The organism is Nostoc sp. DSM 114161 (assembly GCF_052692665.1).
The window spans coordinates 1,291,261-1,307,036 of record NZ_CP195141.1 but is presented as its reverse complement, the minus strand read 5'-3'; the positions used below and the strand labels follow the sequence as shown (position 1 = coordinate 1,307,036).

The following is a 15,776-nucleotide window of genomic DNA, read 5'->3' as shown; positions in this document are numbered from 1 at the left end:
ATTTCTTGATAGCTGTACTTAAATATATCTTAGACTTTATATCTAAGTTTGACAGTTGATATCATCATTATTACACAAAAATCTAATTTTTTTTCGGAAGCGAACTTAGGGTTTTATCGATTTAAAATCAGATCTTTACAGTATCTTATCCAAATTATATCTATTTTATAGATTCAATGAAGTTATTAGCTAAGTAATATACTATATAACTGATTGAAAAACAAAGTATCAAATTTAATGCTAGAAATTATACATAGTTGTCACCAAAAAAAAGTTGGGTAACTTCTCTTGAAATCGATCGTGAGTAAAGTAAACAAGTTACTACATCAGTGGTTACTACAGTCTGTTTCCCAGTCCGGTATTGATTGGCTGGAGCAGAAGCAGGCACAGATTACTAGTGGTGGTGCTGAACGAGTGTTTTTCACAGCTTTTAGTGCTGTGCCGCGTTATCTGGGTAAACAGAATTTGCAGCTAACATCCCAAGATTTGGAAGCAGCGCAGGAGGCAATTCCCGGTTGGAATCCTGCTGATTGGAGCGTACATCAAGCAGGTCGCACGCTCTTGGTTTTAGCTTTGCCCCATGATGATGCCGAGGCTTATGTGCGATCGCTTGATAAAGTTTTCTCTAGCGCCGATATGGGCGAGTTAGTTGCACTATATCAGAGTTTACCCCTATTGCCACATCCAGAATTACACCGTCAGCGTGCTGCTGAGGGAATTCGCAGCAATATGAGCAACGTATTCCAAGCCATAGCACTACGCAATCCATATCCAGCCAATTATTTAGATAATGCCGCTTGGAATCAAATGGTGTTGAAAGCTGTGTTTGTCGGTAGTCCGTTGCATCTAATTTGGGGTCTAGATCGTCGTGCTAACCCAGAATTAGCGAAGATGTTGACAGACTATGCCCATGAGCGTTGGGCTGCTAAACGCCCAGTTACCCCAGAACTTTGGCGACCTGTAGGTAAATATGCCGATAGTGCAATCATCGCAGATTTAGAAAAAGTCTTGATGAACGGCGATACAGCCGAACAACAAGCAGCAGCATTAGCTTGTGCTGAATCCGGTTTACCCGAAGCGCAAGTATTACTCTCCCATTATCCAGATTTACAGTCATCCATAGAACAGGGTAACCTAACTTGGAATAGTTTTAGCAGCGATCGCTGAAAGGGACTGGGGAGATGGGGAGCAGAGGAGCAGAGGAGCAGGGGAGCAAAGGAGAATTTTTGTATAAGTTCTTTCTCCTGTGCCCCTCCGCACCTCTGCCCCTCCGCCTCTTCTGCCCATGCCCAATGCCCAATGCCCAATGCCCCATTTCCTCAACTTATGATGTTTATCGATCCTCACATTCACATGTGTTCCCGTACTACTTACGATTATCTGGTAATGCGGGAATATGGCATTGTCGCCGTTATCGAACCAGCTTTTTGGCTGGGACAACCCCGAACTAACGCTGGCACATTCAAAGACTATTTCAGCAGTCTTGTGGGTTGGGAACGATTTCGTGCTAATCAGTTTGGTATTCAGCATTACTGTACAATCGGCTTAAATCCCAAAGAAGCTAACAATGAAGCATTGGCAGCAGAAGTGATAGAACTGCTACCGCTTTATGCTTGTAAAGAGGGAGTTGTTGCCATTGGCGAAATTGGCTACGACGATATGACAGAAGCAGAAGATAAGTACTTTTGTCAACAATTAGCATTAGCCAAAGAACTCGATATGTTAGTACTAATTCATACTCCTCATCGTAATAAGAAAGCGGGTGCAATTCGGAGTATGGAGCGGTGTATTGAATATGGCTTAGATCCTTCACAAGTAGTTATCGATCATAACAACGAAGAAACCGTTGAAGAAGTATTAAAACGTGGTTTTTGGGCAGCTTTTACGATTTATCCCCAAACAAAAATGGGTAACGCTCGGATGGTGGAAGTTGTTCGTAAATATGGATGCGATCGCATCATTGTTGATAGTAGTGCTGATTGGGGAATTAGCGATCCATTGGCAGTGCCAAAAACGGCCCAGTTAATGTTAGAAAGAGGCATTCCTGAAGAACATGTACGAGCAGTTTGTTACGAAAATGCTCTAGCTGCTTACAGCCAAACCGGGCAGATGCAAGCCTCAGACTGGCTCAATCCTCAATCCATCGACCAGCGTCAGCTATTTAATGGTAACTCTGTGTTGCGGGGGCAAGAACCCGGTATCAATTCACTTTCAGTGCTGATTGAATAGAAAATTGGGAATAGGGCATTGGGCATTGGGCATGGGGCATTGAGAGGTGTGGGAGGTGTGGGAGGTGTGGGAGGTGTGGGAGGATGGTGAAAAAATCTTTCCTCCCTGTCCCCCCCACACTCCCCAGTCCCCAGTCCCAAATCTCAAATCCATAGTATTAGGGAGACAGATAAGTGAATGTTGCAAGCTTGAAATTTCAAAGTTGGCGCGGCTATTTTGAATTGATGCGTCCGGCTAATATTGTGACTGCTTGGGCTGATATTTTGGTTGGGTTTGCTGCTTCTGGTTCTGGGATTATTTTCGCTCAATTAATCAATGGTGACGCCAATTTTGCAGTTTTAATTCCATTAGCTTGGTTGTTATTAGCAACAACAGGCTTATATGGCGGCGGTATTGTTTTTAATGATGTTTTTGATGCTGATTTAGATGCAGAAGAACGACCAAATAGAGCAATTCCTAGCGGTCGGGTGTCATTAAAAAATGCTATTTTATTAGGCAGTATACTGTTTGCCATCGGTATTGGAGCCGCTTTTCAAGTATCCTGGTTGAGTGGTGCGATCGCTATCTTTATTGCTCTCTCAGCACTGCTGTATAATTCCCTTGCCAAACATCATCCTTTTTTTGGGCCGCTGAATATGGGTTTGTGCCGTGGCAGTAACTTATTATTAGGTGTAAGTGCTGTTCCAGCAATCATAGAAGAACGTTGGTATTTAACGCTGATTCCTGTTATTTATATTGCTGCTATTACCGCAATTAGTCAGGGCGAAGTTCACGGAGGAAAGAAGATTACAGGAGTCTTAGCACTAGTTCTGATTGCAATAGTTTTGACGGCAGTTTTAGCATTAGGAATATTACCAGAGTATACAGCGATCGCAGCATTACCATTCGCTATTTTCTTAGCTATCCGAATATTGCCTAATTTTGTCAAAGCTGCACGCGAACCTTTAGCCGAAAATATCCGCAATGCCGTGAAAATAGGTGTTTTGTCTTTAATTGTTTTAGACGCGACTGTTGCATCTGGTTTTGCGGGTTTGTATTACGGTTTAGCAGTCCTGATTTTGCTCCCAATTTCTATGAAGTTAGCAAAAATCTTTGCTGTTACTTAAAATTTTCACGCTCCAGACGCAGAGGCGCTGAGAGAAGGATTGAGTTTTGTACAATGTTTTGCAATCATTCAGATTATAAAAACCTCTCTGGTACTCTGCGTCTGGAGCGTGCAAATAAAATAGAGGATAAAGATGAAAATTACAAACAACAACTTCCATTTGACTTATTGCAGCAATATTCATCCTGGCGAAACTTGGGTAGAGGTGTTTGCAAATCTACAAAAATATATTCCCGAACTCAAATCACGTTTATCGCCAACAAAACCCTTTGGTATTGGTTTGAGGTTAGCAGATATAGCTGCCAAGGAACTTTTAGAAAATAATAATTTGGCTCAATTTCAAGAATGGTTAAGCCAACAAGATTTATATGTTTTTACCTTAAATGGATTTCCTTACGGAGGATTTCACAGACAAGTAGTAAAAGATGGAGTTTATGCACCAGATTGGTCTACACAAGAACGAGTAGACTACACATTCAATCTTACACAGATTTTAGCAACTTTATTACCCAAAGGAATTGATGGCGGTATTTCTACATTGCCGTTATCTTATAAACCTTGGTGGGGCGAAGGTCAAAAAACTCGCGATTCGGTTATCAAACAGAGTTGTTTAAACCTAGCATCAGTTGTTGAGAATACAATCCGTATCTGGGAAGAAACAGGAAAATTATTACATATCGATTTAGAACCAGAACCCGATGGATTAATTGAGAATACATCAGAAGTAATTGATTTTTTTCAAAATTGGTTATTGCCAGTTGGCGGTAATTATTTATCAGAAAAACTAAATATCGAACAAAATTTAGCTGAAGCAAAATTGCTAGAACATATCCGCGTTTGTTATGATACCTGCCATTTTTCAGTTGAATACGAGCAACCACAATCTGTGTTTGCGCGTTTAGAATCAGCAGGAATTAAAATTGGCAAGGTTCAAATCAGTGCGGCGATTCAAGTAAAAATCCCTGCTGAGGTTGAGAAGCGTAGTTTGATAGTCGAACGTTTGCGTCCTTTTGCAGAATCTACCTATCTTCATCAAGTAATCGAACGTCGTAGCGATGGTACGCTATATCACTATCCTGACTTAATAAATGCATTACCACATTTAGAACAATCTCTAGCTGAAGAATGGCGGACTCATTTTCATGTTCCGATTTTTATTCATGATTATCAAATCTTGCAGTCTACGCAAGAAGATATTGCTACTGTTTTGCATCTACTTCAAACAAATAATGCGTGCTCGTATTTAGAAATCGAGACTTACACTTGGGATGTATTGCCATCAGAAATGAAAATAGATTTACTGACTTCTATTCAGCGGGAATATGAATGGGTATTAAAAGAACTAAACAAGAATTCAGAATCCAGAATTGAGAATTCAGAATATTTTTATACCTAAGCTCCTAAATCTTTATATAACTTACTGCAAATTAAGAGGGAATTAAGTTTATGAAAAAATCCGTTATTCTAAATGTTGTAGGGTTAACGCCTAGTTTATTGGGAAAAAACACACCATTTTTATCTACTTGGGCTGCTAAAGGCCAAGTAGTTCCAATCAAAACAGTGCTACCTGCTGTAACTTGTTCTGTTCAGGCTACTTATTTAACAGGAAAATTGCCTAATGAACATGGAATTGTTGCTAATGGTTGGTATTTTCGAGACGAATGTGAAGTAAAATTTTGGCGACAATCTAATAAATTAGTACAGGCTCCCAAAGTTTGGGAAATTGCTAAATCAATAGATTCCAACTTCACTTGTGCCAACCTTTTTTGGTGGTACAATATGTATTCTTCGGTGGATTATGCGATTACACCGCGCCCAATGTATCCTGCGGATGGCAGAAAATTACCTGATATTTATACCCATCCTAGTGATGTGCGATCGCCAATTCAATCTGATTTAGGTCAATTCCCTTTATTTGATTTTTGGGGGCCAAAAACTTCAATTAATTCTAGCCAATGGATTGCCAATTCTGCAAAATGGATTGAGGAACGGTATAGCCCTACATTATCACTGGTTTATTTGCCACATTTAGATTATTGTCTGCAAAAATTTGGTCACGATGAAAAACATATCCAAGCAGATTTACAAGAAATTGATGGTGTTTGTCAGGAGTTAATTGAATATTATCAAGCACGAAATACTCAGGTAATTATTCTTTCTGAGTATGGCATTACTCCTGTTGACAAAGCAGTACATTTGAACCGCGTCTTACGGGAAAATAATTTAATTGCGGTTCGGGAAGAATTGGGGCGAGAGCTGCTCGATTTTGGTGGTAGTATTGCTTTTGCTGTAGCAGATCACCAAATTGCTCATGTATATGTAAACGATCCAGCCTACATTTCAAAAGTGCGATCGCTTTTAGAAGCCACTGAAGGTGTAGCTCAAGTATTAGACGAACAAGGTAAACAAGCCTACCATCTCGATCATCCCAGATCTGGAGAGTTAGTGGCGATCGCCGAGCCGAATACCTGGTTTACTTATTATTATTGGCTTGACGATAACAAAGCCCCGGATTTTGCCAGAACCGTCGATATCCACCGCAAACCCGGTTACGATCCTGTAGAACTTTTCCTCGATCCACAAATTAAATTTCCTCAAGGAAAAATTGCTCTTAAGCTACTTAAGAAACAACTCGGTTTTCGCTACCTCATGGATGTGATTCCTCTGGATGCTTCTTTAGTGCGTGGTTCTCACGGTCAGATTAGCACTTCTGGAAATGAAGGGCCGCTATTTATCACCCATCAAACTCACCTAGTTGATAGCGACATCATTGAGGCGACGGATGTTTGTTCGTTGATTCTCAAACATTTGAATTGGCATTAGCAGAAGATACAGGGTTATTGCGCTATAAAGCCTTAAATTAATCAAAAATCCCGTCCTTAATCCTATTTACATAGCATTTCACAAAATAGCTGCGATAGATTTATAGTAGAGGGTGGATACCTGTCCGCCTCTACAAATAATACAGCAGATTCCAGCAGGCGTGAGGTACAGGTTATTGTAGGGGCTTTACAGCTGTCATATATGTCAACTCAACGTGAAACCCTTGTAAAGATGTGATATTCAATACTCTGACTTAGCATCAAGATCCGCGTTACCCCACCCCGGCTTTGCTGACGCAAAACCTCCCCTCCCCTTGGCAAGGGGAGGGGTTGGGGGTCGGGTAAAATGCGTGTGGGATAAGCGTTTGAGCTTCAGTTGATACCAATGTACAGCTGTTTTGCCTCTACCCGCGCAGCTCATTTTCCTGAAAAATCCTGTAAAAATACAAAAAAATTTTTGGCAATTCATAGTCATTTCGAGTATGCTTAATATATAAACTCGAAATGACTATGACTTATTAAATTTTATCAGTAGGCATCCGTTTATCTACTGACTAAAATATACTGTGGGCAATTTCACTAACTTAATGGAGAAGTTCTCAACCTATGACAGAACCGCAAAACTTGACAACTGCTGACGGTATTCCTGTTGCGGATAACCAAAACTCACTTACTGCGGGGGCGCGTGGTCCTGTATTAATACAGGATTTTCACCTGTTAGAAAAGCTGGCTCATTTCAACAGAGAACGTATTCCTGAAAGAGTTGTCCATGCCAAAGGTGCGGCAGCTTTCGGTATTTTTACGGTTACTAATGATATTACACGCTACACAAAAGCCAAGCTTTTTTCTGAGATTGGTAAGAAAACAGAGGTTTTGCTGCGCTTTTCTACGGTTGGTGGAGAAAAGGGTTCAGCAGATGCGGAGCGCGATCCTAGAGGTTTTGCTATCAAGTTTTACACAGAAGAAGGTAACTGGGATATTACAGGAAACAATACTCCGATTTTCTTCATTCGCGACCCCCTGAAGTTTCCTGATTTTATCCATACCCAAAAGCGCAATCCCCAAACGAATTGTAAAGACCACAACGCCAAATGGGATTTTTGGTCGCTGAGTCCGGAATCACTCCACCAGGTGACGATTTTGTTTTCAGATAGGGGAATTCCGAAAACCTATCGACACATGGACGGCTTTGGTAGCCATACTTTTAGTTTGATTAATGCTCAAGGCGATCGCGTTTGGTGTAAATTTCACTTTAAGACTTTGCAAGGACATCAAACCTTGACAGAGGAAGAATCAGCCAAGATTAAGGGTGAAGATCCCGATCATGCAACTCGCGATTTATTTGAAGCGATCGCTCAACAAGATTATCCCAAATGGCGGTTCTGCATTCAAGTGATGACCGAGGAGCAAGCGGCAAAACATCGCGATAATCCCTTTGACTTGACAAAAGTTTGGAAGCATTCAGAATATCCCTTGATCGAAGTCGGGATATTAGAGCTAAATCGTAACCCAGAGAATTATTTCGCCGAAGTTGAGCAAGCTGCTTTTAGTCCTAGCGCGGTGGTTCCTGGCGTTAGTTTCTCCCCAGACAAAATGCTTCAAGCTCGGATCTTTTCTTACCCAGATGCTCAACGCTATCGCTTGGGTGGTAACTATCAGCAACTACCAGTCAACCAGCCCAAATGTCCAGTGAGACATTACCAGCGAGATGGCTTCATGGCTTTGGGAAATAACAATGGTAGCGCTCCCAACTACGAACCGAATAGTGCTGAAGGTACGCCGAAAGAAAATCCAGCCTATGCAGAACCACCCACCCATCTAGGGGATACCACGGTCGATCGCTACAATCATCGTGAAGGAAACGACGATTATACTCAAGCAGGCGACCTCTATCGGTTAATGACTCCCGAACAGCAAGAGCGTCTTGTCAAAAATATCGTTGGTAGCCTCAGCCAAGCAAAGCAAGATGTCCAAATGCGCCAACTTTGCCACTTTTTTAGAGCAGATGTCTCCTATGGTCTTAGTGTCGCTCAAGGGTTAGGTATTGCGATCGATCCTGCAATGCTCGACAACCATGCTGAAGTTGCAATTTTTTAGTTTCGTAGGTGTGTTATGTCGTAGGCTAACGCACCAAAAACCTGGATGCTAGGTTACGTACTTAAGGTAAATTTAGATCCCCGATTTCTTGAAGAAGTCGGGGATTTAATAAATGAAAACAAACTCGTTAATGGAGTTCAAAGGCTCATTAATGGATTTCAGAGGTTCATTAATGAAGTTCAAAGGCTCTTTAATGCAGCTAAAAGACTCATTAATGGAGTTCAAAGACTCTTTAATGAGTATCAAAGACTCATTAATGGAGTTCAGAGGCTCATTAATGAGTATCAAAGGCTCATTAATGGAGTTCCGAGGTTCATTAATGGAGTTCAGAGCCTCATTAACTAGATAAACAAAAATATTAACAGCGATCGCGATCGCTCTCTTCACAAAGCATATCTTAGAGAAGTAGTTATGGGGGTTGCGATCGTATTATTTTGCTTCACTGCATTTGCTATGGCATTGTATAATCAGAGATTGTGTCTAATTTTTAGACTAAGATTTCAATCCCAGGTAGGTAATACAGCCGTTGCAGATTACCTAAATTGCTGAAACCAAGGCAAGACAAAAGCAACCATTCTCTTAAATCAAGGCTGACGATTCCACCGCAAGTATTCCAGATTTTCACGAATGTTTATTGTATTGGGATGGTTTTCTCCTAGCTGCCATTCAGCAATTTCTAAAGCTTGAATGTACAAAGGTTCGGCTTCGCTATACCTTCCCTGTGAACAGTGGAATGCAGCCAAATTGTTCAAGCTAATTGCCACCTCCGGGTGAGATTCCCCCAGCAGGTGTTTTCTCATTTCCAACGCTTTGATGAACAAAGGTTCAGCTTCGTTGTACCGTTTCTCTGAACGGTAAAGTCCTGCCAAATTGTTTAAGCTTTGTGCCACATCCGGGTGAGATTCCCCTAACAGGCGTCTTGTCATCTCCAAGGCTTTGATGAACATAGGTTCGGCTTTTCTGTAGTGTCCCAGACAGGAGTAGACAAATGCCAAATTGTTCAAGTTTTGTGCCACATCTGGGTGAGATTCCCCCAGCAGGCGTTTTCTCATTTCCAAAGCTCGAATGAACAAAGGTTCCGTTTCGCTGTAATGTCCCAGAGAAGAGTAAAGGAATGCCAAATTGTTCAGGCTTTGTGCCACATCTGGGTGAGATTCTCCCAACAGGCGTCTTCTCGTATCCAAAGCTTTGATGAACAAGGTTTCCGCTTCTCTGTAGCGTGCCAGGGAACGGTAGAGTAATGCCAAATCATTCTGGCTTTGTGCTACATCTGGGTGAGATTCTCCCAGCAGGCGTTTTCTCATCTCCAAAGCTTGGATGAATAAAGGTTTTGCTTCTGTGTAGCGTCCCAGGGAACGGTAGAGTAATGCCAAATTGTTCAGACTGTTGGCTACATCTGAGTGTTCATCCCCCAGTAGGCGTTTTTTAATATCCAAAGCTTGGATGAATAAAGGTTCGGCTTCGCCGTAGCGTCCCTGCAAACGGTAGAGTCCTGCCAAGTTGTTCAAACTATTTGCCACATTGGAGTTTAATTTCCCCAGCAGCTGTCTTCTCATCTCCAAAGCTTGGATGAACAAAGGTTCAGCTTCGCTGTAGCGTCCCAGAGTCCGGTAAAGTAATGCCAAATTGTTTAAGCTTTGTGCCACATCCGGGTGAGATTCTCCCAACAGGTGTCTTTTCATCTCCAATGCTTGAATGAACAAAGGTTCGGCTTCTCTGTAGTGTCCTTGGGAGTCATAAAGTAATGCCAAATTGTTTAAGCTGTGTGCCACATTGAGGTGTGACTTTCCAAAGCGTTCTTTTGTGGCTAATAAACTTTGTTCATACCAAGGTAAAACTTGCTCGTACCAAGTGAAAACTTGCTCGCCAGACTCTTGTCCTTGGTAAAATCTACCTAAGCCAACAAGAGCCGAAATTAACTCTTGATTGCTAATCCAATCTTGATAAGCTGTGACAACTTCTGCAATGTGAGGGATGGCAAAGGTTACTTGCTCAATTTTTATCTGTGTGAGTGTCTGAGGAATCTTCCGCGCCACAGCTACGATTGCTTGACAAAATCCACGCTTAAGTTCACTACCTTCAGCCAAATCTTCTAACTTCCGGTGGAGTAATTCTTGAATGCGATCGTGAACTTGGTAAGTGTCATCGGCTAATTTTTGCAGCAGATAACGCTCAACTAGAAGTGTACAGTTAGCTTTAAGGTCAAATTCCAAATGGCTATAACTCACTGCTGATTCTACCAAAGACCAAGGGATAGGAGCCAAAGCAAACAAACTCAACAGACAAGCCAATTTTTGCGCTTCTGGTTCTAAGCATTGCCAATTCAACTCAAAAGCTGCTGCAACACCAGACTCGCTTGGCTTAGCTTGCTTTTGTAGCCGTGCGAGAATGTCTGCTAACATAAAACTCCCCCTCGGTTACGACTATACGCCGCTATTTGGTAAAGTCCAATTGGTATATAGCCCATTAATTTGCAAATTCCTTTTGCTGTCTCTTCCTCCTGTTGAACATATTCATCCCCCAATAGCTTTGCTAATAATTCTAAAGCTGCATCTGGTGACAATTTACCTAACGGTAGTGATGGATATGTTAACCCTCTGTTTTGACGAGTGGTAATTAACACCTTAAACCGAGAACCTTTGAGTGGTAGGTATGGTTGAATTTGTTTCCAGTCTTTAACATCATCAAATACTAATAAAACTTTGCCAGCTTGCCAGTTCTTCCAGCAATAAGCAACTTTACCTGCTAGGCTTAATCCATTAGGAGGATAAAAATTAGGTAAATTCACAACTGCAAACTCTAATAACTGGGTTCCTAAATCAGTTCCTTGGGGATTTAACCAACAACACCCACCAGAATAATCTTCCAAATATTGCCAGGAGTATTGAATAGCTAACTCTGTTTTACCCACCCCACCTTGTCCGGTCGCATCGCTAATTACCACAACATCATTTGCTTGCAATAGCTGACGCAATTGTTCTATTTGCTCATCCCTGCCAACAAACTTACGAGCTTGACTTTGTTGGATATTATGCGGAATATCAAACGGGTTGAAATGAGATTTTTCAATATCTCCATCCCAACTACGGGAATAAAAATAAGTCGGCAGTTGTTTTTTCTCTAAACCCTTAAATCGCTGCTTAACTGCCTCGGTAACTTCCCTCATATTCGGTGGAAAAGTCCCATTAGCTGCTGCAAAAGCCTCTCTCACAGCTTGAGAAAAGTATCCTGTTTTATTTTCAGAATTTACCTTAGCTTTTTCTCCTTCCCGCGTAGCTAGTAACACAAATTGTTGACTATCTTGCCTTGGCTGACCACTCAAAAAAGCTTTACCACCTAAGTTAGTTGGTCTTCCCATCGACTCTAAAAAATAATTGGCACAGGCATCAATAATACAAATATGATTGCGAATCTGAAATTTATCGGAACCCAGCAAAACTAATAAAGAATTCAAATCTAAATTCTGCCAATTCTGTTTATTTGCATCGGCACAAAGCAACCGACGCTCTCGTTCTGAGGTAATCAAACCATGTCCCGCCCAAAAAATGTAGAGTAAATCCCCCGATTTTGAGGATAAAAAGTTAGTCACAATATCGGAGATATTTTGCTCAGTTGCTAACTCTACATTTAACCCACATTCCCCAATTAACTGCTGATTTTCTTCCAGTGTTGATAAACATAACCGAATATTCTCCTTCGGTACGCCGCGCTGATGCAGCCAATGAGCAAATTTCAGCGCGTCATCGGCTGGCCCCCCACCTGGCACATTCCATTCAGATTCGTGGTACTTTTCAATACCCACAATTAACCCAAATGTCTGCTCAGGTTTCGCCATCAACTGCATGATAATTTAGTTTCTCACCTCCTATGGAAAATGACCTAACCTAATCCCCTAACCTCCCTCTCTAATAAGGAATCTACGGCCTACACACAAGTCGGATTTTCTTTCTAGATTCGGGTTCTACCCCCCTTAATCCCCCCTTGGAAAGGGGGGAAAAAGAGATCCAGTTCCCTCCCCTTGTAAAGGGGAGGGTTAGGGTGGGGTAAACCATTATGGCAACCTCGAAATAATCGCCTCCCAGGTTTTGGCATTTGTCCAATAAGCACCGTGGGAACGGGGAAACGGTTGTCTGCTATCCACTACCACATCCTGCACTCTATCCGGGAAAATTTTCTTACCAACGTAACTGAGAAAATCCCGTAAATCGTAGATATTTAACCATTCCGGGAAATTTTCTGGCAATAACTCTCCATATTTTAAGCTGTAGAGGGCGTTAATCTCATATAAAAATGGTGCTTGGGAACCAACTGTTACTAATAATTCCACTTGAGGTAATTGCTGTTGCACTAGCAAATCTACACAAGCGATACCTCCCAAGCTATGGGCGAGTAAAACGACTGGCGGTTCTGCTTGTTCGATTTGTTGCTGGATAAACGCCCTGATTTTTTCACCCCGCGTTTGATACACCAAGATATCCCCAGGCATAGGCGAAATTTTATCAGTTAGTTGAAAGCGGTTTCCTCTGATATAATTTGTTCCGCCGTGCTTTGCTAATTCCACAAGCGGCTTTAACAACCAGCCACCCAATCCTAACTCCGCCTCTGTCAAAGCCAGAGTCAGCAATTCCACAACATCATCGCGCAATTGGGCATCGGTGAGTATGGGGGGAAATATTTCTTGCAGTTCGCTAAGAAACATTGCTTGAGCCACAATTGCCCTAGCGATCGCTGCATAATATTCACTCAAATCAGATTCGGAAACTGTGGGCAATGCCCGTTCATACGGTTCGCTGCGGATAACAGCCTCTCGTGCTTCCTCAAACACCTGTGCAATTCCCGCCTCTTGCAACTTAGTTTGCAGTTGAGACGCCGGAGTCAGACTCGCTACACGAGATTGTAAAACATCTCTTGGTTCTTCCCCAAAGGGATTTCCTGACTCAACCGGTTTCAAAGACAACACCCGCAATTCATACAGAGGATCGCGATACAATTGTCGCCACAGAATAATATCTGCGTCTTCTTCTCCTTGAGATAAAGCCAGTGTCGCATCTTCCAAGGGTACTGATGCTCGATGAGCATTGAACTTTGCACCTAATTCACCCCAAAGACACGGAGCAACTTTAACGTCAGCACGCTGGGCGTGAATCTTTTGCTCGATTAGCTCAAAACTTTGCTTGTATTCTCCTTCCCTAATGCCTGTGCCATGTACAAATATTACAGTGGTCATTGTTATTTAGCGATCGCAAAGCTTCTCCTCTGTATTATTCATGCTCGCAGAATAATTACTAAATTTGTAATACATAATTCGTAATTCAATTATTCAAGATTGTGGGGTGGGCATCCTGCCATTGGTGTCAACTTAAGTTCAAACACTTATCCCACATACGTTTTACCCCACCCCCAACCCCTCCCCTTGGCAAGGGGAGGGGCGATTTTGGCTTTAGACAAAATCGGGGTGGGGTAACGCGGATCGTGATATTGAATGAGTGAATTCAAAACTACGTCATGACAAAGGTTTCACGTTAAGTTGACACCAGTGGCATCCTACCCGCCCAGTCGATATGGCGGGCGAGACGCCCACCCCACAAGAGTTAAGTCTTAAGTAGATATTTTTTTATTTGTCATTTCCGTAAGTCTTGGTAATTACAAATTTTTAATCACTTGGCTTATTAAAAACTTCTAAAATTTGGCGACAAATCTGTTTGAGCTTATCCTCGATTTCACCAGAAGGCGAAGATGCGCCGACAACACTCCAGTTTTCTACCGTAGAAAGTCGCCACGCTTCACCGCGATGATCGAATCCAGCTACCTCCACACCGATCGCTCGCCGTGAATTATTGATAGGATCTTGATAAAATCGGATTTGAATTAATACGCTGCGACTTCGCCAAGACTTGCTAATTCCAGGAAAGTGAAAGCCAATATCTATAGAATCCGGATCGACTAACTGCCTTGTTTGGGGGTCGTTCTTCCAGGGTTTGAGGTCAGATTTGGCATCAGGAAACTCGAATTTGAACAAATTAACTACCGTAGCAATCTTGCTGGCGAGTTCTAAGTTAGTTGCCTGTTCAGATGCGTTCACTAAAAAACACTCCTATGTTGCGTCGGCGTCTGGGGAAATGTGAAGACAATAAAACCGCCAGAAGGCTTATGATATTAGTGTTTCAGCTTATCAAGACCTTTGAATTTTCGCAACTTTAAATCAGGTTTTCCTAACAATATTCCGATTAACAGATGCTCAAAATCGCTTCTTGTTGGGACTGAGTGACACTTATTAAGTAATTATACTTAAAAATTCATAAAAGCGAATGAAACTACTCAAAAGCCCCGCCCGCTTATGGGCGGGGCTATTTTACACTAGAGTGAAAGATAAGCCTCACCCTTTTTCCTCACTCAATAATCATGGGTAACACTTTTGGTCATCTATTTCGGATAACTACTTTTGGCGAGTCTCACGGCGGTGGCGTGGGAGTTGTCATTGATGGTTGTCCCCCACAACTAGAAATTTCAGCAGAAGAAATCCAAGTAGAACTAGATAGAAGGCGGCCGGGACAAAGTAAAATCACGACACCTCGGAAAGAAGCGGATACCTGCGAGATTTTATCGGGGGTATTTGAAGGCAAAACTTTGGGAACGCCAATATCAATTTTGGTGCGGAACAAAGACACTCGTCCGCAAGATTACGATGAAATGGCCGAAAAGTATCGCCCTTCCCACGCCGATGCAACTTATGATGCCAAATATGGAATTCGCAATTGGCAAGGTGGCGGTAGGTCGTCAGCGCGTGAGACAATTGGCAGAGTAGCGGCAGGTGCGATCGCTAAAAAAATTCTCCGCCAAGTTGCCAATGTGGAAGTTATTGGTTACGTCAAGCGCATCAAGGATTTGGAAGGTGTAGTCGATGCAAATACTGTTACTTTAGAACAAGTGGAAAGCAACATCGTCCGCTGTCCCGATGTTGAATGCGCCGAACGCATGATTGAATTAATCGAGCAAACTGGCAGACAAGGCGATTCTATTGGCGGTGTAGTAGAATGTGTGGCGCGAAATGTCCCTAAAGGTTTGGGCGAACCAGTATTTGATAAATTAGAAGCTGATATTGCTAAAGGTGTAATGTCTTTGCCTGCTAGCAAAGGCTTTGAAATAGGTTCCGGTTTTGGCGGAACATTGTTAACAGGAATTGAGCATAACGACGAATTTTATATTGATGAAAATGGCGAAATTCGCACCGTAACCAACCGTTCTGGTGGCATTCAAGGCGGAATTTCCAACGGAGAAAATATTATTTTGCGAGTTGCTTTTAAGCCGACAGCAACAATTAGAAAAGAACAAAAAACAGTAACTCGTGAAGGCGAAGAAACGCTTTTAGCCGCAAAAGGCAGACACGATCCTTGCGTGTTACCCCGTGCAGTTCCGATGGTTGAAGCAATGGTGGCGTTAGTGTTGTGCGACCATTTACTGCGGCATCACGGTCAGTGTAAGGTGTTGTAAAGTTACACTCTGACTAAGAGAAAATATTTTTT

At 42.2% G+C, this 15,776-nt stretch carries 12 protein-coding genes; 8 read left to right on the top strand and 4 right to left on the bottom strand.

Features of this window, described 5'->3' with window-relative positions:
* Positions 1-300 precede the first annotated feature (300 nt).
* From NSTC745_RS05620 to NSTC745_RS05590, 7 genes are all read left to right on the top strand, one after another.
* Positions 301-1,167: an EboA family metabolite traffic protein gene (locus NSTC745_RS05620; protein WP_445636264.1), complete on the top strand. Its 867-nt coding sequence runs from the start codon at positions 301-303 to the stop codon at positions 1,165-1,167.
* Positions 1,168-1,299: 132 nt separating this feature from the next.
* Positions 1,300-2,229: a TatD family hydrolase gene (locus NSTC745_RS05615; protein ID WP_445636263.1), complete on the top strand. Its 930-nt coding sequence runs from the start codon at positions 1,300-1,302 to the stop codon at positions 2,227-2,229.
* 173 nt (positions 2,230-2,402) lie between these two features.
* On the top strand, positions 2,403-3,335 hold the full coding sequence (eboC, locus tag NSTC745_RS05610) for a UbiA-like protein EboC (RefSeq protein WP_445636262.1): 933 nt from the start codon (positions 2,403-2,405) through the stop codon (positions 3,333-3,335).
* 132 nt (positions 3,336-3,467) lie between these two features.
* On the top strand, positions 3,468-4,730 hold the full coding sequence (eboE, locus tag NSTC745_RS05605; protein ID WP_445636261.1) for a metabolite traffic protein EboE: 1,263 nt from the start codon (positions 3,468-3,470) through the stop codon (positions 4,728-4,730).
* Positions 4,731-4,780: 50 nt separating this feature from the next.
* On the top strand, positions 4,781-6,157 hold the full coding sequence (locus NSTC745_RS05600; protein WP_445636260.1) for an alkaline phosphatase family protein: 1,377 nt from the start codon (positions 4,781-4,783) through the stop codon (positions 6,155-6,157).
* A gap of 605 nt (positions 6,158-6,762) precedes the next feature.
* Positions 6,763-8,253, top strand: coding sequence for a catalase (locus tag NSTC745_RS05595; protein WP_445636259.1), 1,491 nt, complete (start codon positions 6,763-6,765; stop codon positions 8,251-8,253).
* 45 nt (positions 8,254-8,298) lie between these two features.
* Positions 8,299-8,598: a hypothetical protein gene (locus NSTC745_RS05590; RefSeq protein ID WP_445636258.1), complete on the top strand. Its 300-nt coding sequence runs from the start codon at positions 8,299-8,301 to the stop codon at positions 8,596-8,598.
* Positions 8,599-8,837: 239 nt separating this feature from the next.
* On the opposite strand, the gene NSTC745_RS05585 is transcribed toward NSTC745_RS05590, so the two are convergent.
* The 4 genes from NSTC745_RS05585 to NSTC745_RS05570 form a co-directional block, all read right to left on the bottom strand.
* Complete coding sequence (locus tag NSTC745_RS05585; protein ID WP_445636257.1) at positions 8,838-10,655, bottom strand: tetratricopeptide repeat protein; 1,818 nt, start codon at positions 10,653-10,655, stop codon at positions 8,838-8,840.
* Positions 10,649-12,088 (bottom strand): NB-ARC domain-containing protein, encoded by a 1,440-nt coding sequence (locus NSTC745_RS05580; protein ID WP_445636256.1) that lies wholly within the window; start codon positions 12,086-12,088, stop codon positions 10,649-10,651. Before NSTC745_RS05580 ends, NSTC745_RS05585 begins: the two co-directional genes overlap by 7 nt.
* Before the next feature lie 216 nt (positions 12,089-12,304).
* Entirely contained in the window at positions 12,305-13,480 is a 1,176-nt protein-coding gene (locus tag NSTC745_RS05575; protein WP_445636255.1) for a hypothetical protein, read from the bottom strand.
* Positions 13,481-13,906: 426 nt separating this feature from the next.
* Positions 13,907-14,335, bottom strand: coding sequence for a hypothetical protein (locus tag NSTC745_RS05570; RefSeq protein ID WP_445636254.1), 429 nt, complete (start codon positions 14,333-14,335; stop codon positions 13,907-13,909).
* Positions 14,336-14,655: 320 nt separating this feature from the next.
* Here NSTC745_RS05570 and aroC point away from each other — a divergent pair, with 320 nt between their 5' ends.
* Positions 14,656-15,744: a chorismate synthase gene (aroC, locus tag NSTC745_RS05565; RefSeq protein ID WP_445636253.1), complete on the top strand. Its 1,089-nt coding sequence runs from the start codon at positions 14,656-14,658 to the stop codon at positions 15,742-15,744.
* Positions 15,745-15,776 lie beyond the last annotated feature (32 nt).